Raw genomic sequence first — 17168 nt, forward strand, 5'->3', positions numbered from 1 at the left:
AATGCATAACAGGTCTACTTACCGTTTTGTACAAAAGACGGATCGGCAGAATATTGCAGTGCAGCCTGGGAAAAACGCTTTTATCGCCAGACTCTTGTTACCGCGAGTTTCAGTTTGGGGTTTCAGAATAATTCCGCTGATCTTTGCCCCTTTTTTGTTGACGGGTTGCGTCAAGGCTCCGGTTAATCACGATTTAACCACAGTTGCCCAGATGGTAATCCCAGAACAGCGGGTGACAGATTATCGTGCCGCAGATTGTGATTTGATGTGGGATATAGAGACGCCACAGTCGGTTGAGAACGCGCTTTACTGGCTGCGATTGATCGACTGTTCAGATCTCCTGACGTCAGCCAGAGCCCGTAATATAGCGAAATACATCATTCCGGTTACTTGGGATCTGACTTTCAGGCAAAGTATTTTACTTAACAGTGCCGGGCCAACGTTGGCTGAACGTCGGAAAATGGTTGAAAATCTGAATAAATACCGACTGAAATTCCCAGAACCATTGAGACCATTATTAAAATTGTGGCGCGAACAGCAGATTCAGCAAATTGCAGTTGCGGAGGAGCGGGCAAAATTCCAAAAATTACAGGCGGATACGGATAATAAAATTGATCGCCTGCGCGAAAGCCGTGCACAGCTGGAATTTGAACTACAGGAAACGTCCCGTAAATTGGAAAACCTGACAGATATTGAGCGTCAGCTCTCTTCCCGTAAGCAAAATCAGGGTAGTACTGGTTCAGGCAGCTCAAATGGACATACTGAGACGCCAGCAATAGCATCACCTAGCGAAAATAGTAAGCCAGGTAATACATCTGAATCAGATAAAGGAGCAGCACAATGACAGCGCGTAAGCCAGCCCATCTTCTTCTGGTTGATGACGATCCGGGTTTGTTGAAATTATTGGGAATGCGTCTTACCAGCGAAGGTTTTCGTGTCACAACCGCAGAAAGCGGCTGTGAAGCACTGAAATTGTTAGCGAAAGAAAAGATCGATTTGGTGATCAGCGATTTGCGTATGGATGAAATGGATGGTATGGCGTTGTTTGCTGAAATCCAGAAACAGCAACCCGGTATGCCGGTCATTATTCTGACCGCTCATGGCTCCATTCCGGACGCAGTAGCGGCAACTCAGCAAGGCGTCTTTAGTTTTCTGACCAAACCTGTTGACCGGGATGCGCTTTATAAAGCGATTGATGGCGCATTGGCGTTATCCACTCCTGCTGGTGATGAACAATGGCGGGAGCAGATAGTCACCCGTAGTCCCGTTATGTTGCGCTTGTTGGAACAAGCACGAATGGTCGCTCAATCCGATGTGAGTGTGCTGATAAACGGCCAGAGTGGTACGGGGAAAGAAGTGTTAGCCCAGGCCATTCACCGCGCCAGTCCACGGGCGAAAAAGCCATTTATTGCGATTAACTGTGGCGCGTTGCCGGAACAACTACTTGAGTCAGAACTGTTTGGGCATGCCAAAGGGGCATTTACCGGTGCGGTCAGCAGTCGTGAAGGGTTGTTTCTTGCGGCACAGGGCGGGACGCTGTTTCTCGATGAAATTGGTGATATGCCGCTGGCTTTGCAGGTTAAATTATTGCGGGTATTGCAGGAGCGTAAAATACGCCCGTTAGGAAGTAACCGTGATCTGGATATTGATGTGCGGATTATCTCAGCGACTCACCGTGATTTGCCGAAAGCAATGGCAAAGAATGAATTCCGTGAAGATCTTTACTACCGGCTGAATGTCGTTAATTTGAAAATTCCTACTTTGAATGGCAGGGTTGAAGATATTCCTTTACTGGCGAATCATCTGTTGCGTGGATCAGCGAAGCGCCATAAACCTTTTGTCCGTAGCTTCTCTGCCGATGCAATGAAGTGTTTGATGGCGGCAAGTTGGCCGGGAAATGTGCGCCAGCTTGTGAACGTCATTGAACAATGTGTTGCGTTAACTACCGCCCCGGTTATTAGTGAAGCGCTGGTTACACAGGCGCTGGAAGGGGAAAACACGGCGTTACCCACTTTTGCCGAAGCCCGAAATCAGTTTGAGCTGAATTACCTGCGTAAGTTACTGCAAATGACCAAAGGTAATGTGACTCATGCTGCGCGTATGGCGGGGCGCAACCGGACTGAATTCTACAAATTACTGGCGCGTCATGAATTAGATGCGAATGATTTTAAAGAATAACTTTTCTGCTACTCAGGAAGTTTTTACACTGAAAATTGATATATAAATAGATTGATGGCCCGGGAGAGCCAAATTGTATGAGCCGTACTCTTAATATTGCCCTCGCACAGCTTAATTGGGTGATTGGTGACATTGAAGGCAACTGCGAACGTATGTTGCAAACAGTGCAGGAACAACAGCAACAAGACGCTGATTTGGTGATGTTTTCTGAACTGGCGCTATCCGGTTATTCTCCAGAAGATCTATTATTTCGCGCTGATTTTCATCAGCGTTGCCGCGAGCAGCTTACACGTTTACAGGCTGCCAGTTGCCTAACCGCTATTTTGGTTGGGCATCCCTGGGAGCAGGACGGGGAAATTTACAACGCACTTTCCTTATTCTGGCAAGGGGAAGTCTTGGCCCGTTATTTTAAACAGCGGTTGCCGAATTATGGTGTTTTTGATGAAAAACGCTATTTCAAAGCTAGCGATCAAAGCTGTGTGGTGCCATTCAAGGGATATAACCTTGGTCTGCTGATTTGTGAAGATTTATGGTTTGATGAGCCGGTTGATGCTTTGAAACTGGCTGGTGCGGATTTAATTCTTTCTATCAATGCTTCTCCATATAATCGTGAAAAGCCCTATATCCGTTATGAATTAATTAAAGAGCATTGCCAGCGTACAGATTTACCGATGATTTACCTTAATCAGATTGGTGGTCAGGACGAACTGATTTTCGATGGCTGTTCCAAAGTCTTCAATGCCAGTGGTGAAATAACTCACCGGTTAGCCGCATTTAATGAACAAATCCAGCAGTGCTGTTTTAATGAATTGAATATCGAACCTATGGTTAATCCGGCACCTCAATTACCGCCATTGCAACAGATATATCAGGCGTTAGTCCTTTCAGTGCATGACTATGTCCGCAAAAATGGCTTTAAAGGTGTTCTGTTAGGCTTATCTGGTGGTATTGATTCTGGCCTGACGTTGGCAATTGCGGTTGATGCATTGGGTAAAGATTATGTTCAGGCGGTGATGATGCCGTTCCGCTATACATCTGAAATGAGTATAGAAGATGCCAAAGAACAGGCCAATATGTTGGGTGTTGAGTTTAATGTGGTATCGATCGAGCCGGTATTTGATGCGTTTATGACACAATTTGAACCTCTGTTTGCCGGTACTGCCAAAGATACTACAGAAGAGAACTTACAGGCGCGTTGCCGTGCGGTTATTCTGATGGCGATGTCCAATAAACGCCATCGTCTGGTACTGACGACCAGTAATAAGAGTGAATCGGCTGTGGGATATTCCACATTATACGGTGATATGGCGGGTGGTTTTAATGCGCTGAAAGATGTACCGAAAACATTGGTATTTGAATTGGCAAAATACCGTAATACTGTTTCTCCGGCGATACCTCAAAGAGTGATTGATCGGCCGCCATCGGCAGAATTGGCACCGGGACAACTTGATCAGGACAGTTTACCGCCATATGACATTCTGGATGATATTCTGGAGGGTTATGTGGAACAAGATAAATCAGTTGAGGAACTGGTAGCAGCGGGTTTTGATGAACAAGTTGTACGTAAAGTGATTCGTCTGGTTGATATCAACGAATATAAACGTCGTCAGGCACCGGTTGGCCCGCGTATTACCCCACGCAATTTTGGTAAAGACAGACGCTACCCGATTACCTCTGGTTTCGGTCGTAAAAACTGGTAACAACAGGAAAACTTCATGAAAAAGATTGATGCGATTATCAAACCCTTCAAGCTGGATGATGTGCGTGAAGCGCTGGCGGAAGTGGGTATCACCGGTATGACTGTGACAGAAGTGAAAGGTTTTGGACGTCAGAAAGGGCATACAGAACTGTATCGTGGTGCGGAATATATGGTGGATTTTCTGCCGAAAGTAAAAATCGAAATTGTTGTGCCAGATGATATTGTCGATACCTGTGTTGAAACCATTATGCAGACCGCGCAAACCGGAAAAATCGGTGATGGTAAAATCTTTGTATTTGATGTTGCCCGTGTTGTGCGTATTCGTACCGGTGAACAGGACGAAGAGGCGATTTAGCTAATTTAACTTTGGGGGTGGTAACAGGCAGATCAAAGGCCACCCTCGATAAACATTGGGATCTTGATAGATAGCCGGTATTTGCTGACCGTGGTCGGATGTCTGAATAGATTAAGCGATGAAATATTTGCATATAAAATCAAAGTATTGGCTGATATAAAGAATATTTAACAAAATTGCGAAATTATCCCGCTTGAATTCTTATTGTCCTCACTTATCAGGGCGTCTGAGGACGTATCGCTTATGATAATCGACTGTTTATTCATGCGGTATTCTGGATTTTACGGGCAGGCACCCCCTGGAGTGACAAAGGCGTACTTTGGTTAAGCATTTTATGACGACACTATCTAAGAAGTATTGAAATTATTTCGCCATTAAATAAATTAAAGTTGCGCTCCCTCTCATTTTTAGTTTATTCAGGTTTGCTATTTATAAACATTACGCTAACAATGATCTATCAGGTCGGACCTGTTCAGGCCGCTTAAAAATTTTTTTCAGTAATTTGATTGAGTTAACGATAATCTTTCAGGAGCCGTTATGAGTCGTCCTTTAACAAAAGTGACACAGCAAGGTGATCGTATCGCTATTGTCAGCGGGCTACGAATTCCATTTGCTAAACAGGCAACATCGTATCATGGCATACCGGCTGTGGATTTGGGTAAATCAGTTGTCAGCGAATTGGTGGCCAGGAGTGGTTTACCCCCTGAAAAGATTGATCAACTGGTGTTTGGGCAAGTGGTGCAAATGCCTGAAGCACCAAATATTGCCCGTGAAATCGTTCTTGGTGCTGGATTGAGTGTCAATACTGATGCTTACAGTGTATCCCGTGCATGTGCGACCAGCTTTCAGGCGATTGCCAATGTGGCTGAAAGCATTATGGCCGGTACGGTGAATATCGGGATTGCTGGCGGAGCAGATTCCTCTTCTGTACTGCCTATTGGTGTGACTAAATCTTTGGCCCGTACTCTTGTGGATATGAATAAGGCGAAAACCTTATCACAGCGTCTTAAATTACTTAGCCGCCTTAAATTTCGGGATTTATTGCCTGTATCTCCGGCAGTAGCGGAATATTCGACAGGTCTGCGTATGGGAGATACCGCAGAACAAATGGCGAAGACTTACCGTATCAGCCGGGAAGCTCAGGATGCATTGGCACACCGATCCCATGTTCTGGCGGCAAAAGCCTGGGAACAGGGGCTGCTGGTTGATGAAGTTATGACTGCTCATTTCCCGCCATACCGTGAAGCCTTGCTTGAAGATAATAATATTCGTACAAATTCCGTATTAACTTCCTATGAGAAGCTACGTCCGGCATTTGACCGCAAGCACGGCACTGTCACTGCCGCAAACAGTACACCGCTGACAGATGGCGCAGCGGCAGTCATATTGATGCGTGAATCTGTAGCAAAAGCGTTGGGAATGAAACCGCTTGGTTATCTGCGTAGTTATGCATTCTCAGCAATTGATGTTTGGCAGGATATGCTACTGGGGCCGTCATACGCGACGCCAATAGCGCTCGATCGTGCAGGTATTATGCTAAAAGATCTGACTTTAATTGATATGCATGAAGCCTTTGCTGCTCAGACACTGGCAAACCTGAAAATGTTCGCCAGTGATGAATTTGCCCGTAACAAATTAGGGCGTGCTCAGGCAATTGGTGAAGTCGACATGGATAAATTTAATGTCTTGGGTGGGTCAATTGCTTATGGACACCCATTTGCAGCAACCGGGGCTCGTATGGTGACGCAGGTATTGAATGAGTTGCGTCGTCGTGGCGGCGGATTGGGGTTAACGACTGCCTGTGCTGCTGGCGGGTTGGGCACAGCTATGGTATTGGAGGTGGAATAATGGCTCAATCTCAGCATGACGCTGCAACCATCACTGCGGATACAAAACAGACAGCTTCCGTTTTCAGTTTTGATATAAGGCCGGACAAAATCGGCGTTATCACTATTGATATACCGGGAGAAAAGGTAAATACGCTGAAAGCAGAATTTGTTGATCAATTTCTGCATGTTTTCAAACAAGCTCAACAATCTTCCGGCCTTAAAGGATTAATTTTGATTTCCGGTAAGCCGGATACCTTTATTGCCGGTGCTGATATCTCCATGATTGCCGAGTGTCAAACCAAAGAAGAGGCACAAGATCTGGCTGAAAAGGGCCAAAAATTATTTTCTCAAATAGCCAATTATCCTTTGCCTGTTGTAGCAGCGATTCATGGCGCTTGTTTAGGGGGCGGTCTGGAACTGGCGCTTGCATGTCATTGGCGTATTTGTTCACTGGATGATAAAACCCGTCTTGGATTACCTGAAGTTCAACTTGGGTTATTACCGGGTTCAGGTGGTACTCAGCGGCTGCCAAGATTAATTGGTGTCAGTTCAGCTCTGGATATAATTCTGACAGGCAAGCAGTTACGGGCGAAACAGGCATTGCGGCTCGGTGTGGTGGATGACGCGGTGCCGTTAGATATTTTGCTGGAAGTCGCGGTTGAAAAAGTTAAAAAAGGCATTCCGGTGCGTAAACCTTTGCCATGGCAACAGCGATTGTTAGTTGGGCCGGTGGGACGATATTTTTTGTTTAATATCGTTCGCAAAAAGACGTTGGCGAAAACTCGTGGGCATTATCCGGCTCCTGAGCGAATTATTGCGGTTGTCAAAGAAGGTCTTGAGAAAGGTATGACCCAAGGTTTACGGGCCGAGGCAATAGCATTCGGTGAGCTGGCAATGACACGGGAATCTGCCGCTTTACGTAATCTGTTTTTTGCTGCAACTTCACTGAAAAATGAAACGGGTTCATCAGAGAAGCCCGCGAAAATCGAACGTGTTGGTATATTAGGTGGTGGTTTGATGGGCGGGGGAATTGCTAATGTAACAACCCTCCGTGGCAAACTGCCGGTGCGTATCAAAGATATTAATGAAAAGGGTATTAGTCAGGTACTAAAGTACACGTGGGATTTATTATCTAAACGGGTGAAGCAAAAACGATTACGTCCGGCAGAGCGTGCTCAACAAATGATGCTGATTTCGGGAACGACGGATTATCGCGGTTTCGAACAGACAGATATTGTTGTTGAGGCGGTATTTGAGGATTTGTCACTGAAACAGCAAATGGTAGCGGAAATTGAAGCAAATGCTAAACCAGAAACCGTGTTTGCATCCAATACCTCTTCACTGCCTATCCATCAGATTGCAGAAAAAGCGCAACGACCAGAGCAGGTTATTGGTCTGCATTATTTTAGCCCAGTGGATAAAATGCCTTTGGTGGAAGTGATCCCACATCAAGGAACCAGTGAAAAAACGATTGCTACTGCGGTTGCTTTGGCAAAGAAACAGGGTAAAACCGCTATCGTGGTCGGTGATAAAGCTGGGTTTTATGTGAATCGGATCCTTGTTCCTTATATCAGTGAAGCAGCGAATTGCCTGGTAGAAGGAGAACCGATTGATCATATAGATAAGGCACTGGTTAATTTTGGTTTTCCGGTTGGGCCGATCAATTTATTAGATGAAGTTGGCATTGATGTTGGCACCAAAATTATGCCGATTCTGGTAGAGCAGCTAGGGCCGCGTTTTGCTGCACCTGAATCTCTTGATGCTGTACTGAAAGATGGTCGTAAGGGCAGGAAAAATGGTCGTGGCTTCTATTTGTATACATCAGAGGGCAGAAAATTCTGGCCGTTTGGTAAGCGAAGCAAAAAGGTTGATAGTTCAGTTTATACTTTACTGAATATTACCCCTGAGTCGCGTATGATCTCTTCAGAAATTGCTCAACGTTGTGTGATGTTGATGCTTAATGAAGCAGTTCGTTGCCTGGATGAAGGGATTATCAGAAGCCCGCGTGATGGTGATATTGGTGCGGTATTTGGCATTGGTTTTCCACCATTTTTTGGTGGTCCATTCCGCTATATCGATAGTCTGGGTTGTGCCAGAGTGGTGGAGATTTTACGCAGGCTGGAAAGTCAGCATGGAGATAGATTTATCCCTTGTGATCACTTAGTGAAAATGGCTGAACAGAATAAAAATTTCTATCCGTAGTAACCTATTACTATATTTATGAAAAAATTGATTCCGGTGTCGCTGAGGTACCGGAATCATCTTTAGTATTTTTGCATAAAAAAGATCTCTTTTAATTTCAAGTAATACCCATTGGGTTGTTGTTCAATCATTAACTCATTCATACGGTGGATTATGCAAGTTTTTATTATGCGTCATGGCGACGCAGCTTTGGATGCAACCAGCGACACAGCCCGGCAACTCACTCCTCGCGGTTGTCATGAATCACAAGAAATGGCTCGTTGGTTGGCACAGCAGGAGCCTCAGATTGGTCTCGTATTGGTGAGTCCTTATATTCGCGCTGAACAGACGTTACAGGTTGTTCGCAAATCCTTATCATTACCGGATGGTGAAGAAGTGTTGCCAGGATTAACGCCATCAGGTGATGCTGCTACGGTTAGCAGTTATCTACAGGTTCTTGCTGAACAAGGATATAACGCTGTTTTGGTTGTCTCCCACTTACCGTTAGTCGGCTATTTGGTTGCCGAATTATGTCCGGCAGAAACACCACCGATGTTTGCAACTTCTGCAATCACATGTGTGGATTTAGACAACCAAACGGGCAAAGGAACTCTTATCTGGCAGGTCAGTCCGTCACAATTGGCAGCAAAGGCCTGATAATTCAGCGATATCTGAGATCATCAAGTTCGACAAGTATCAATAATGCGGCGTTGCCACCCCATTCTTTCGGTGCTTGGTGGAAGGCGATGATATCTGGATGCTGGGCCAGCCATAGCGGGGTTTGCTGTTTGAGAATGTGTTTCCCGTGGCCGTGCATGACGCAAGCACAATAGACATGTTCACGGCGGCAAGCCGCGATCAACGCCCCAATTTCCTGCTTGGCCTGCATTTGAGTGAGTCCGTGTAAATCAAGGAACAGTTCTGGTGAATAGTCGCCCCGGCGTAGTTTTTTCAGTTCATAATGGCTTACGCCTTCCCGTACGTAGCGGGTAGGGCCTTCTGTATCAAGGTTGGGCTGAAATTCATCAGAAAAATAGTAGCTTGCATTAATTTGCTCTTGTTGTATTCGCTCAGGGACAATATGGCTGGTCTTTTTTCTTCTGGGAGGATGTAAGACGGTATCCTGATTCATGCGTTTGGTGCCTGCTACCGATTCTTTAAACAAACTAATCTCTTCCTCGTTCAGGGAATATTTATTCTTCATCATTGCTCAGTTAATCAAACTATTTTGTGACAAGTGTACTGCATCTTTTTAACGATTGAACCTGATTATATTAAATGAAACCTGATTTTACTTGGTTTGTGGTCTAAAAACACCGATAAGAAAGTGTATTCGGGAAGTCAGCAAAATAATTTGACAATTATTGTTAGTTGGAAAATAAATGTATATACAACTAAGAACCTGACTTATCAAGTATTGACAAATATAGGATGCTAATCATGGCAATAGAACTGAGTGATACTGATGTCATCTGGCGTAATGCAAGATTGGCGACAATGGACTCGTCTATCAATGCAGCTTACGGATTATTAAAAGAACATGATCTTCTGGTACGTAATGACAAGATTTTAGCGATTTTGCCCACAGCAACATTACAGACAAACCGCTGTCAGGTAATTGATGCACAACAACGTCTGATTACCCCAGGTTTAATCGATTGCCACACCCACTTGGTTTTTGGTGGTAACCGGGCGTATGAATGGGAGCAGCGTTTAAACGGTATGTCTTATGCTGAACTCAGTGCTCAGGGAGGGGGGATTAATGCGACAGTTTCTGCGACTCGAGCCAGCTCTCTTGAGCAACTTGAACACTCTGCACAGCAGCGTCTTGCTGCATTTATGGCCGAAGGCGTAACGACGATTGAGATTAAATCGGGTTATGGATTAAATCTGGAAAACGAAGAAAAGCTGTTGCAGGTTGCACAAAACTTGGCGCAGCATAATCCGATAGAAATTAGCCCGACATTGCTTGCCGCTCATACTTGCCCGCCTGAATATAAGCACAATCCTGATGCCTATATGAATCTGATTTGTGAAGTTATCCTGCCGCAGCTTTGGAAGAAAAAGCTGTTCGAAGCCGTAGATGTTTTTTGTGAAAGCGTGGGGTTTAATCTGGTACAAACCGAACGGCTCTTTCAGGAGGCCGAACGCTGGAATATTCCAATAAAAGGACATGTGGAACAGCTGTCCAATTTAGGCGGGAGTAAATTGGTCGCTCGTTATCATGGTCTTTCCGTTGATCACATTGAATATCTGGATCAGGCAGACGTGGAGGCTCTCAGCCGCAGTCGTACAGTAGCTGTTCTGCTCCCAGGTGCTTTCTACTTTTTGCAGGAAACACAGCACCCACCTATCGATTTATTACGGCAATTTAATGTGCCGATAGCTATATCTACTGATTTTAATCCTGGAACCAGCCCGTTTGCGTCCCTGCGTATGGCGATGAATATGGCATGCGTCCAATTTGGATTGACTCCGGAAGAGGCGTGGTTAGGTGTAACCCGACATGCAGCTCGTGCATTAGGCCGGGAAAAGAGTCATGGACAGCTGCGCGCAGGCGCTTACGCCGATTTTATTGTCTGGGATGCAGAAAATCCTGTTGATATTTTCTATGAATTGGGCCATAACCCACTGAATGCCCGGGTATTTCGTGGCACTATTACACATTCCAGCATACAGCAGATAAGGAGCAGAAAATGAATTTATGGCATGCCACTTCACCGACTATTTGGCAAGGACGAAATGATTTGGCAGAAGCGGATAATGCACTGCGCCTTTTTCAAACAGTCAAATTGTCCCCGTATTTTACGCCGGAAGAATTTCCTCACGCTATTGCTCTGTTGGGGTTTGAATGTGATGAAGGGGTAAAACTTAACCAGGGTAGACCCGGTGCTAATCAAGGCCCTGATTATTTGCGTAAGGCATTGGCCAATATGGCCAGCCATAAAGGGCATGACAGATTGGTGGACTTGGGAAGTATTCGCGCTAATCTCAATCAATTGAGTGAGGCTCAACAAACTCTGGCTGATGCAATTACTCAATGCCAACATCAGAATGTGCGTACCCTGGTGTTGGGTGGTGGACATGAAACCGCTTTTGCTCATGGTGTTGGAATTTATGATGCTTTCCCACATCAACGCATAGGTATTATTAACTTCGATGCTCATCTCGACTTACGGCGATCACCGCAGCCGACTTCCGGTACACCTTTCCTTCAGCTTGCTGAATATTGTCAGCAACACCAACGCCAGTTTCACTATACTTGTATTGGCGCAAGTTTGGCGTCTAATACCCAGGCATTGGTAGATGAAGCCAACGGCTTAAACGTTACGATCATCTGGGATAATCAATGCAGCGAAACCATGCTGGACAAAGTGCAGCGGCAGATACAAGATACACTCCAGCAAGTTGATTTGATTTATATGACAATCGATCTCGATGTATTGCCTGCTTATCAGATGCCAGCAGTCTCTGCGCCGGCGGCACTGGGGCTGCCATTGGAGCGTCTTCTGCAATTGATTCAGCCAATCTGCCAGAGTGGTAAATTACAGGCGGCTGATTTGGTGGAACTCAATCCAACATTTGATATTCAAGGAATCGGTGGAAAAGCAGCAGCACGCCTTGCCTGGCAATTAGCACATTGGTGGTATTGATTATCCAAAATAACAATACTATTGTGCGGTTTTATTTGGCGAAAATAGCCTGATAAAGTGAACATAATTAATCACTTAACATTTTTATAGCAGCAAGGAATTTATTGTGACGACACACTTATCAGGACCATTTGCCAAACCTGCCCCTTTGTATGCCAAAGTGAAACAGTCCATCATCGAAAAAATCTATACCGGTGAATGGAAATCAAATGATCGTGTTCCATCAGAAGCTGAGTTAGTTAAACAGTTTAACTGTAGCCGTATGACTGCCAACCGTGCATTACGTGAGTTGACCGCTGAAGGGCTATTAGTGCGGTTACAAGGGGTGGGATCGTTTGTTGCTGAACCAAAAGGGCAATCCGCGCTGTTTGAGATTCACAGTATTGCTGATGAGATCTCAGCTCGTTCTCATCAGCATCGCTGTAAAATAGTCAAGTTATCAGAGCTGAATGCTGACGTAAAACAGGCTGTTGAATTGGATATTATCGCGGGTACGCCGATTTACCAGTCGATTATTGTCCACTATGAAAACGATATTCCTGTTCAGATAGAAGATCGTTACGTCAATGCTCAAGCGGTTCCCGATTATTTACAACAAGACTTCACAAAACTTACGCCACACGATTATTTGTCAATCATTGCACCGTTAACAGAAGGTGAACACGTTGTGGAAGCTATCGCTGGCGATCCCCGATCCTGCAAGTTACTGCAAATTGAATCGGGTGCCCCTTGTTTATTAATCAGCCGTCGAACCTGGTCAACTCATTACACCGTTTCCAGTGCCAGGCTATTATTTCCCGGTAATCGGTATAAATTGAAAGGGCGTTTCAACTCATAATCACTGTTTTTAAAAGAAAACTATTGTGGCAGTTTATCTCTGATAGATAGTTAAAACCTATCGACGTATTTATATGGTTTATCGAAACTTCGGGTTGTTTCCTTACTGACAACTGATTTTTTTCCGAATCAGCTGATAGGGTTCCCATAGATCGTTACCTTCATAATGCATTAATGCGATTTCACGTATTTTATCTGTCCCATTGATAGCAACTGTATTGGTAAGAGCATTAAACAAGGGGATGTCAGAGCCAGCATCACCATAGGCGATACACATTTCCAAATTCAGCCCATATTCCTGCACATATTTTTTAACTATCTGTAATTTACTTTCAGGCGTTAGTATCTGCTGTAGATTAATTGGCTCACGAAAAGGCAAAGCAGGAAAATTTGATGCAACCACAGTATCAACCCCAAATTTTCTCAGATGCTGGGCAAAAAAATCAGGTGATAGGGTAATGACCATCGATATTTCACCTTTGGCTCTGATATCGTCAAAAACTTCTTTTATTCCCTCAATCCACGGTGAAGCATGAAAAACTTCCTCAACATCAGCGTCCTGTAAGTTCGACCATAAGAGTTGTAATTCAGCTGCAAACCTTTTGGTATCTATCTTTCCTTCAGAAAACTGTTTTTCCAGCAGGTGAAGTTCTGTCAGGCAATTCATGGTACGGGCAATTTCCAGACTTGCAGTGGTTCCTCTTAGAAGAGTGCCGTCCATATCAAAAACATGTAATATTTTCATAATAAATCTAAATAAATTTTTCGTTATAGAAATAGGTTAGGTTTGTTCGGCATAGTAAATATATAGGGATTACCCATCTTGGTAATCCCCTGTTTATTCAGCTGGCTCACTGATTAAGCAGTCTCTGCTTCCAAGGTCTTAAGGACCGAAGAGGCGGCGTAGTGACCACTAATCATCGCTGCAACAATACCTCTGAAGATTCCACAAGCGTCGCCTGCAACCCATACGGGTGAAGGGGATGTTTCCAGGCTCAAATCGCCATCAAGACTGGGATACCAACCGACCCCTTCCAGTGTGGGGCCGACGATATATGTATTCTCGTGATCGATTTCGGGAAATCGCTTGATGATATTACGCAGTCCTTGCAACATCTTATCGAATAACTCTTCACCATAAAGGGATACAAGTTGTGCAATTATGTGAGCATTTCTTGCTAATACATCTTGTACTTTGATTCTAAAGTAAGAATCTTTTTGCTTCATGGCTGAAACAACATTGCTAAGTGCTCGGTCAGCGATATCTTTATTAAGAATACGCGTATTAAACCCAACATTGGATCGTCCTGTAGAGGGGCCGTCAGAATGACCGGAAACAGTCCATAAATCTTGGGTTTTTGTTAATACTGTTTCGCCATCCCGGCAAGCACAGAAAGTACGCCATTCAACAATGCCATCATCTGACTGAAGTTTTAGCTTCGGATCGAGTTGTTTCATATTTCTAAAGAATGCTAAATCTTCTTGCTGTTCAATGCGGAAGCCAACTTCCAGTCGATTAAATGATTGTTTTTCAATTTGGTCAGTCATTTCTAATGGACCAAATCTTCCACTAGCTAAAATGATTCGCCGGCATTCAATGTGATAGGTTGTGGCATTTTCATCTCTTAAGCTCATAATAATAGAATTTTTTTCTCTATTATGTTTATAAGAGAGGAATTTAGTTTGTGTAATGATATCTGCATCTGCCGTTTGCACCATATTTTCAACAAGATTAATCCTACTTTCGAGAGACATATAATTGGATGGATAATCTTTTAATACCCATTCCCCAGAACCTATAGTAAATTCTTTGGGATTTGTGGGGAATGGCGGTGTATCTAGGCCATATTCATTCAGAGTAGTACAGGTCCATTCATAAGCTTGCCGTAATTCTCGTCCGTTTGGCAGTTCCCAAAGTGCACTGGCAGAAGGAAAAAATGAGAATTTTCCGTCAGAAAACAACCCTGCACCACCGTGCCCTTCGGTTATTTCAACCAGATTATCTTTATCACGTTCATGAATGGCTTTGCCGTTATCAATTAATACAACTCGTAAACCTTTTCCTTTCAATTTCTGCACCGCAGCTAACCCTGCGGGGCCAGCGCCAACAATGGCAACATCATATACAGGCATTTCTCTCCTCCATTCTTTATAGCAGGATTGATGTTCCTGAGAACATTTTCTATGAGTTGAGCACTGAATTATTGTTACTGTTCTTCTACAGAGTACATCCTGTTTTGTTACTATAAAGTAGCGTTCTATTTCGATTACCTTTCTTAAATACGAAACCATTAGTATCGAAATTAGAGGGTTTAAATTTGCCTTTCTTATTTTGTTTGTCAATATATAAATATAGGTATTTTAATTTGTGGGTGAAATATCAGGCAGGAAAATCTCTTGGGGAATATAGATGTTCTATTTAAGGGCTGATTTTTTAATCTATTAGAGTTAATTTTATTTGCTGTTCTTTATAATCAAGAGCGAATTTGGTCCACATTCAGACAAAATATTTCCTGACATAAACTGTATTTTTGTAAAATTAATGTAAATAATTTGTGATTATAAACACAAAAATAACAAAAACATTACGCCTTGATAATCAGAAAGAAATAATGTTAACAAATTGATTTGTAAGAAAATAAAGATAATAAATTCATAAATATATTATTTTGGCTAACGGTTTGGTCTATTGAATATACATGTATATACAACTATACATTTAACAAATATCCAAAGAGCAAAAGGAGTCAGACCGTGACCGCCCAGAATAATAAATTTCGTAATGTCGATATCCGGGCACCCAGAGGGACGCAACTCACAGCCAAAAGCTGGTTAACCGAAGCGCCTCTGCGCATGCTAATGAATAATCTTGATCCAGAAGTTGCTGAAAACTCGCATGAACTGGTGGTATATGGGGGCATTGGTCGGGCTGCCCGAAATTGGGAATGTTATGACAAGATTGTCGAAACACTGAAAAGGTTGGAAGACGATGAAACGTTGTTAATCCAATCGGGTAAACCGGTTGGGGTGTTTAAAACGCATAAAAATGCACCACGGGTACTCATTGCGAATTCGAATCTGATACCGCATTGGGCTACCTGGGAACATTTCAACGAGTTGGATGCCAAAGGGCTGGCTATGTACGGTCAGATGACGGCGGGTAGCTGGATCTACATTGGTAGCCAGGGAATTGTCCAAGGCACCTATGAAACGTTCGTGGAAGCTGGCCGTCAGCATTATAACGGTAATTTACAGGGGCGTTGGGTGTTAACCGCCGGTTTAGGGGGTATGGGGGGAGCGCAACCGCTGGCTGCAACATTGGCCGGAGCATGTTCTCTGAATATTGAATGTCAGCAAAGCAGGATCGATTTCCGCCTGCGCACTCGTTATATCGATGAACAAGCTAAGGATCTGGACGACGCACTGGCCCGGATCGAAAAGTACACTCAGGAAGGCAAAGCTATCTCTATCGCACTGTGCGGTAATGCCGCTGAAATTTTACCGGAATTAATTCGTCGAGGTGTGCGCCCGGATTTGGTCACTGATCAGACCAGCGCACATGATCCTCTCAACGGTTATCTGCCGAAAAACTGGCGCTGGGAAGAGTACCGCCTGCGTGCCATTTCAGAGCCGGCGGAGGTTATCCAAGCAGCAAAATCTTCAATGGCGGAGCATGTTAAGGCGATGTTGTCTTTTCAGAGACAGGGAATTCCTGTTTTTGATTACGGCAACAATATTCGTCAAATGGCATATGAAGTCGGTGTAGAAAATGCTTTTGATTTCCCTGGTTTTGTTCCTGCCTATATTCGCCCGTTATTTTGCCGTGGTATCGGGCCTTTCCGTTGGGTAGCACTTTCCGGCGATCCACAGGATATCTACAAAACTGACGCCAAAATTAAAGAATTGCTGCCCGATGATAAACATTTGCATCACTGGCTGGATATGGCCAGAGAACGCATCAGTTTTCAGGGATTACCTGCCCGTATCTGCTGGGTTGGTTTAGGTGAACGCGCCAAACTCGGACTAGCTTTTAACGAAATGGTGCGCAGTGGAGAGCTTTCTGCGCCGATTGTTATTGGTCGTGACCATCTGGATTCCGGTTCTGTCGCCAGCCCGAACCGGGAAACCGAATCCATGCGTGATGGTTCTGACGCTGTTTCGGATTGGCCGTTGTTGAATGCCTTACTTAACACCGCCAGTGGTGCTACCTGGGTTTCTCTGCATCATGGCGGCGGCGTCGGCATGGGCTTCTCACAACATGCAGGTATGGTGATCGTGTGTGATGGAACCGATGAAGCCGCAGAACGTATAGCCCGAGTACTGCACAACGATCCGGCTACCGGAGTGATGCGTCATGCCGATGCAGGTTACGAAATCGCTATTCATTGTGCCAAAGAGCACGGATTAGATTTGCCTATGCTCAATACAAAGTAAGG

General features: G+C 44.3%; 14 protein-coding genes. 11 read left to right on the top strand and 3 right to left on the bottom strand.

What is annotated here, in order from left to right; translation table 11 throughout:
* The first annotated feature begins 1 nt into the window (after position 1).
* The 7 genes from qseG (at position 2) to sixA (ending at position 8899) form a co-directional block, all read left to right on the top strand.
* On the top strand, positions 2–844 hold the full coding sequence (gene qseG / locus C5471_RS01550) for a two-component system QseEF-associated lipoprotein QseG (protein WP_133814868.1): 843 nt from the start codon (positions 2–4) through the stop codon (positions 842–844).
* Entirely contained in the window at positions 841–2178 is a 1338-nt protein-coding gene (gene glrR, locus C5471_RS01555; RefSeq protein WP_133814869.1) for a two-component system response regulator GlrR, read from the top strand. Before qseG ends, glrR begins: the two co-directional genes overlap by 4 nt.
* 77 nt (positions 2179–2255) lie before the next feature.
* Positions 2256–3878: an NAD+ synthase gene (locus C5471_RS01560; protein ID WP_133814870.1), complete on the top strand. Its 1623-nt coding sequence runs from the start codon at positions 2256–2258 to the stop codon at positions 3876–3878.
* A gap of 15 nt (positions 3879–3893) precedes the next feature.
* Positions 3894–4232, top strand: a complete 339-nt coding sequence (glnB, locus tag C5471_RS01565) for a nitrogen regulatory protein P-II (protein ID WP_011147501.1) — start codon at positions 3894–3896, stop codon at positions 4230–4232.
* Positions 4233–4769: 537 nt separating this feature from the next.
* Positions 4770–6080: an acetyl-CoA C-acyltransferase FadI gene (fadI, locus tag C5471_RS01575; RefSeq protein ID WP_133814871.1), complete on the top strand. Its 1311-nt coding sequence runs from the start codon at positions 4770–4772 to the stop codon at positions 6078–6080.
* Complete coding sequence (fadJ, locus tag C5471_RS01580) at positions 6080–8263, top strand: fatty acid oxidation complex subunit alpha FadJ (protein ID WP_133814872.1); 2184 nt, start codon at positions 6080–6082, stop codon at positions 8261–8263. The genes fadI and fadJ overlap by 1 nt, the downstream gene beginning before the upstream one ends.
* A gap of 153 nt (positions 8264–8416) precedes the next feature.
* A complete protein-coding gene (gene sixA, locus C5471_RS01585) occupies positions 8417–8899 on the top strand; it encodes a phosphohistidine phosphatase SixA (RefSeq protein ID WP_133814873.1) in 483 nt (160 codons plus the stop codon).
* 4 nt (positions 8900–8903) lie between these two features.
* Here sixA and smrB read toward each other — a convergent pair whose 3' ends face one another.
* Entirely contained in the window at positions 8904–9446 is a 543-nt protein-coding gene (smrB, locus tag C5471_RS01590) for an endonuclease SmrB (protein ID WP_133815009.1), read from the bottom strand.
* 236 nt (positions 9447–9682) lie between these two features.
* Here smrB and hutI point away from each other — a divergent pair, with 236 nt between their 5' ends.
* The 3 genes from hutI (at position 9683) to hutC (ending at position 12733) form a co-directional block, all read left to right on the top strand.
* Complete coding sequence (hutI, locus tag C5471_RS01595; protein ID WP_133814874.1) at positions 9683–10942, top strand: imidazolonepropionase; 1260 nt, start codon at positions 9683–9685, stop codon at positions 10940–10942.
* Positions 10939–11895 carry a formimidoylglutamase gene (hutG, locus tag C5471_RS01600; RefSeq protein ID WP_133814875.1) on the top strand — a complete coding sequence of 319 codons (957 nt, stop codon included), beginning with the start codon at positions 10939–10941 and terminating at the stop codon, positions 11893–11895. Before hutI ends, hutG begins: the two co-directional genes overlap by 4 nt.
* A 106-nt stretch (positions 11896–12001) precedes the next feature.
* A complete protein-coding gene (gene hutC, locus C5471_RS01605) occupies positions 12002–12733 on the top strand; it encodes a histidine utilization repressor (protein ID WP_208862184.1) in 732 nt (243 codons plus the stop codon).
* A 102-nt stretch (positions 12734–12835) separates the two neighbouring features.
* Here hutC and C5471_RS01610 read toward each other — a convergent pair whose 3' ends face one another.
* Positions 12836–13477 (bottom strand): HAD family hydrolase, encoded by a 642-nt coding sequence (locus C5471_RS01610; RefSeq protein ID WP_133814877.1) that lies wholly within the window; start codon positions 13475–13477, stop codon positions 12836–12838.
* 113 nt (positions 13478–13590) lie between these two features.
* The gene (locus tag C5471_RS01615; RefSeq protein WP_166295568.1) at positions 13591–14865 is read right to left on the bottom strand and encodes an FAD-dependent oxidoreductase; all 1275 of its coding nucleotides are present in this window, start codon (positions 14863–14865) and stop codon (positions 13591–13593) included.
* 621 nt (positions 14866–15486) lie between these two features.
* Between C5471_RS01615 and hutU the strand changes: the two genes are divergently transcribed.
* Positions 15487–17166, top strand: a complete 1680-nt coding sequence (gene hutU, locus C5471_RS01620) for a urocanate hydratase (RefSeq protein WP_133814879.1) — start codon at positions 15487–15489, stop codon at positions 17164–17166.
* Positions 17167–17168: the final 2 nt, after the last annotated feature.

Source organism: Photorhabdus tasmaniensis (assembly GCF_011189505.1).
GTDB classification, from domain to species: Bacteria; Pseudomonadota; Gammaproteobacteria; order Enterobacterales; family Enterobacteriaceae; genus Photorhabdus; species Photorhabdus tasmaniensis.

Coding starts and splice junctions, on each gene's coding strand:
- qseG (WP_133814868.1), top strand. CDS start 2: ATGCATAACAGGTCTACTTACCGTTTTGTACAAAAGACGGATCGGCAG.
- glrR (WP_133814869.1), top strand. CDS start 841: ATGACAGCGCGTAAGCCAGCCCATCTTCTTCTGGTTGATGACGATCCG.
- C5471_RS01560 (WP_133814870.1), top strand. CDS start 2,256: ATGAGCCGTACTCTTAATATTGCCCTCGCACAGCTTAATTGGGTGATT.
- glnB (WP_011147501.1), top strand. CDS start 3,894: ATGAAAAAGATTGATGCGATTATCAAACCCTTCAAGCTGGATGATGTG.
- fadI (WP_133814871.1), top strand. CDS start 4,770: ATGAGTCGTCCTTTAACAAAAGTGACACAGCAAGGTGATCGTATCGCT.
- fadJ (WP_133814872.1), top strand. CDS start 6,080: ATGGCTCAATCTCAGCATGACGCTGCAACCATCACTGCGGATACAAAA.
- sixA (WP_133814873.1), top strand. CDS start 8,417: ATGCAAGTTTTTATTATGCGTCATGGCGACGCAGCTTTGGATGCAACC.
- smrB (WP_133815009.1), bottom strand. CDS start 9,446: ATGAAGAATAAATATTCCCTGAACGAGGAAGAGATTAGTTTGTTTAAA.
- hutI (WP_133814874.1), top strand. CDS start 9,683: ATGGCAATAGAACTGAGTGATACTGATGTCATCTGGCGTAATGCAAGA.
- hutG (WP_133814875.1), top strand. CDS start 10,939: ATGAATTTATGGCATGCCACTTCACCGACTATTTGGCAAGGACGAAAT.
- C5471_RS01610 (WP_133814877.1), bottom strand. CDS start 13,477: ATGAAAATATTACATGTTTTTGATATGGACGGCACTCTTCTAAGAGGA.
- C5471_RS01615 (WP_166295568.1), bottom strand. CDS start 14,865: ATGCCTGTATATGATGTTGCCATTGTTGGCGCTGGCCCCGCAGGGTTA.